This window comes from Picosynechococcus sp. NKBG042902 (assembly GCF_963864045.1).
Taxonomy (GTDB): Bacteria; Cyanobacteriota; Cyanobacteriia; order Cyanobacteriales; family MRBY01; genus MRBY01.
The window spans coordinates 1-646 of the sequence record NZ_CAWLTV010000004.1 but is presented as its reverse complement, the minus strand read 5'-3'; the positions used below and the strand labels follow the sequence as shown (position 1 = coordinate 646).

Sequence of the window (646 nt, the reverse complement as noted above, 5' to 3'; positions counted from 1 at the left end):
GTAGGACTTAATCTACCACTCGTTCCTTCTTTATCGATCGTAGCCCCAGCCGATCCGCCGACCCGGACCTGCCGGCCAGCCCCTACTGAGAAAGGTACAGCCCAATCAAACTGAGGATTAATCACCATTGTCCCCTCTTTATCGATATAGCCCATGCGCTCACCGACCCAGACGTTTGCCAGACTCTCTGTGAAATTAAAAGCAACATCAAACTGAGGATTAATCACCATCGTCCCTTCTTTATCGATGTAGCCCCAGCGATCGCCAACCAAAATTGGCCAGAGGCCGACTGTTTCTATCTGCTGGGTGATACTTCCAATGGGGTTGCCGACCCAATTACTAAGCTGAGAACAGGCGACGGTTCCTGATGCGGCACTCATCATTAGTAGAGCGGTGAGAACGGAAGAACGCATTTTTTCTGAAAAAACATTTGCCGAAGTGTAGATTTAAAGTGACTGTAGATTTTTAGGTGAGGAGACAACTGGAAGGTATTAATATATCTGTTCGCCCTCCTTGTTGATGTAGCCCATGCGATCACCGACCCGGACTGCCGCTAGCCCCTCTGAGAAAGACCCAGCAGAATCAAACTGAGGATTAATCACCATCGTTCCTTCTTTATCGATGTAGCCCCAGCGATCGCCAACCT

General features: G+C 49.1%; 2 protein-coding genes. Both read right to left on the bottom strand.

Features of this window, described 5'->3' with window-relative positions:
- The coding region (locus tag AACR41_RS00020) for a WG repeat-containing protein (protein WP_161768765.1) at positions 1-413 on the bottom strand (413 nt) is incomplete at its 3' end.
- A 78-nt stretch (positions 414-491) separates the two neighbouring features.
- Entirely contained in the window at positions 492-623 is a 132-nt protein-coding gene (locus AACR41_RS16475; protein ID WP_223209986.1) for a WG repeat-containing protein, read from the bottom strand.
- Between the last annotated feature and the right edge of the window lie 23 nt (positions 624-646).